Genomic DNA, 2,803 nt, shown 5'->3' with positions numbered 1-2,803 from the left:
GGGGGAGGTGGCGGCCGGGGAGGTGGCGGCCGGGGCGGTGGGCGGCGGCGCGGCGCCGGGGATGCCCCGGTCCGGACTGCCGACGGCCTGCCAGCCCAGCCAGCCGGCCAGGCCGAGCGGCGCGAGGACGCCGACCACGGTCACGGTGCGCAGCAGCGCGGAGCGGCGGCGGCGCGGGCCCGGGGCGGCTTCGCCGGGGGCGCCGTCTCCGTCTTCGGGGCCGCCCTGGGGGGCCTCGGCGTCGATCGGGCCCAGCGGCTCGAACGAGTCGAACGGCTGGGCGGGTTCGTACGGCTGGGCGGGTTCGTACGGCTCGGCGGGCTCGGCCGGGTGGCGGGTGGTGCGCGTCACGGGTGCGTCAGATCCGGTCCTGGGTGCGGGCGGTGAATCCGAACTGGTCGGCGATCGTCTTCCACTTCGCCACGAAGTCCTTCTTCGCCTGGGTGGCCTGCGGGTTGAGCTCGTCGGCGCGCTTCTTGTCGGCGGTGTTCGGGGCGCTGCCCGAGCAGCCCTGGTTGGCGACCGTCCGGGCCCAGCTCGCGTACGCCCGGTCGATGTCGGCGGACAGCTGCCAGGCGGACTTCAGCGACTTTACGGCCTCCGCGCCGCCCGGCAGGTCGGTGACACTCAGGGTGGCCAGCTTGGTGAGGAGCTGGTCGCGCTGCTTGGCGCCGCTGTCGAAGACCTGCGCGGCGGTTTCGATCTCGGGCTTGGCCGGGCAGCTGTTCACCTTGGCGACCGCGTTGCCGATCGGGGCCTTGGCGCTCTCGCCCTGGGTGAGCAGCTCGTCCAGCGCCTTGGCCTGGGACTGCGCGTTGGGGCCGCCGACGGTCGCGGTCGGGCTGGGCGTCGCGCTCGCCGCCGCGGTGTCGGAGGCGGCCGGGGTCGGCGCACCGGCCGAACCGTTGGGGGCTGGTGCCGGGGGCGGGTTCCCGGACGCGTCGGCGCTGCCGGTGGCGGCGGCGGACGGGGTGGCCGAGCCGGCCTGGTCGGTGTCGGGGCCCTTGTCCCGGACCGCCCAGAGGATGCCGCCGCCCAGGGCGAGGACGAAGAGCAGGGCGAAGGCGATCAGCAGCGGCGCGCGCCTTCCGGTGGAGCCTCCCTCGTCGTCGGGCTCCGTGTAGCCGGTCGGATAGTCGTGCTGGGGGTAGTCGTGCTGCGGGTAGTCGTGGGAGGGGTGGCCGTAGCCCGGTTGAGCGGGGCCGGGCTGGTAGTGGCCGGGGTGGCCGTACGGGGCCTGGGCGCCGTAGCCCTGCTGGGGCTGGGGCGGGAACACGGGCTGCTGCTGCTGCGGCTGCTGAGGGTGGTGCGGCGTGCCGTAGGACGGGCCGGCGTTCGGGGCGGCCTGCGGGAACGCCGGGGCGGTACGGGGCGGCAGCGAGCCGGGGGCGGCGGGCTGCGGCGGCACCGGCTGCGGGATGACGGCCGTCGGCGCGTCGTCGGCGGGCGGTCCGGAAGGCGGTCCGGAAGGCGGGCCGGCCGGTGACCGCGAGGGGCGCGGCGGTGCGGCGGGGGAGGTCGGCGGTGCGGCGGGGGGCTGCTGGGGGCCGCGTACCCAGCCGCCCGCGCCGCCCCGGGCGGTCGGGTCCCAGACCGCCGGAGCGGTGTTCTGCTGGTCCGTCATCTGTGCTGGCCCCCACGGTCGGCCCGGGTGCGCTCCGCCCGGATGCTCTGCTGGTGTCCTGCGGCCGTGCCGCGATCGCGGGCGTCCGCGACCGCGCGGACACCGTACCGTTCGCGCCCCCGCCCGACAGCCTCGGCACGACGTTAGAGCATCCGTGATCGTCCGTGGGCGCGGTCGGCGGATTCCGGACACCCTGGACGGTGCCGGGCCGGCGCGTGGGTGCACGGCTCAGGCGGCGCGGCGGCGCAGGACGCGCAGCGAACCTGTCACCGAGACCTCCTCGAAGCCCTCGTCCAGAGCCCGCAGGTACACCCGGTAGGGCGCCTGGCCGCCGTCGGAGGGGTCGGGGAAGACGTCGTGGACCACCAGCAGGCCCTCGGGCGCCAGGTGCGGCGCCCAGCCCTCGTAGTCGGCGGTGGCGTGTTCGTCGGTGTGGCCGCCGTCGATGAAGACCAGGGCGAGCCGGCCGCCCCACAGGGCCGCGATCTGCGGCGAGCGGCCGACCAGGGCGACCACGTGCTCCTCCAGACCCGCCGCGTGCAGGGTGCGGCGGAACCGGGGGAGGGTGTCCATCCGGCCGACCTCCGGGTCGACCAGCGTCGGGTCGTGGTACTCCCAGCCGGGCTGCTGCTCCTCGGAGCCGCGGTGGTGGTCGACGGTCAGCGCGACGGTGCCGGCCTCCCGGGCGGCGGCGGCCAGCAGGATCGCGGAGCGGCCGCAGTAGGTGCCGATCTCCAGCACGGGCAGCCCGCCGGTCCGGTGCGCGGCGGTCACGGCGGCGGCGTACAGCGCGAGGCCCTCGTCGACGGGCATGAACCCGGTCGCGCCGTCGAACGCGGCCAGCACCTCGGGCCGGGGACGCGTGTTCTCCAGGCGGTCGGACATGGTGCTGCTCCTCGACGGGGGTGCCAGTGTGCTCCTGCTCGCCGTCGGACCCTACTCGACGGTACGCCCGCGCCCTACCTGTGCCCCACGCTCGCCCTCCGGCGCGGGCCGCCCCCGCCCCTCCACCCGAACCCCGTGCCCACGCTCGCTCCCCGCCAGCCCGCCCCCGTCCCTTCGCGCGAACCCGGCGTCCCACGCTCGCCCCCGGCGCGGGCCTCCCCCGTCCCCGCCCCCTCACCCCAACCCCACGCCCCGCAGCCCGCTCCCTCGCCCGCCCGCTCCCGAGCCCCCCTT

The 2,803-nt window shown here is 77.1% G+C and carries 2 protein-coding genes and 1 pseudogene; all 3 read right to left on the bottom strand.

Going from position 1 to position 2,803, the window contains the following annotated elements:
- Window positions 1-351, bottom strand: a pseudogene (locus ABD308_RS32855) (hypothetical protein); the annotation flags it as partial.
- Window positions 352-358: 7 nt separating this feature from the next.
- Entirely contained in the window at window positions 359-1,624 is a 1,266-nt protein-coding gene (locus tag ABD308_RS32850; RefSeq protein ID WP_344343197.1) for a hypothetical protein, read from the bottom strand.
- Between the two features lie 228 nt (window positions 1,625-1,852).
- Window positions 1,853-2,509, bottom strand: a complete 657-nt coding sequence (locus ABD308_RS32845; protein WP_344343195.1) for a class I SAM-dependent methyltransferase — start codon at window positions 2,507-2,509, stop codon at window positions 1,853-1,855.
- Window positions 2,510-2,803: the final 294 nt, after the last annotated feature.

It is taken from the genome of Kitasatospora putterlickiae (assembly GCF_039527695.1).
Classification (GTDB): Bacteria; Actinomycetota; Actinomycetes; order Streptomycetales; family Streptomycetaceae; genus Kitasatospora; species Kitasatospora putterlickiae.
This window is presented reverse-complemented; position numbering and strand designations above follow the sequence as displayed.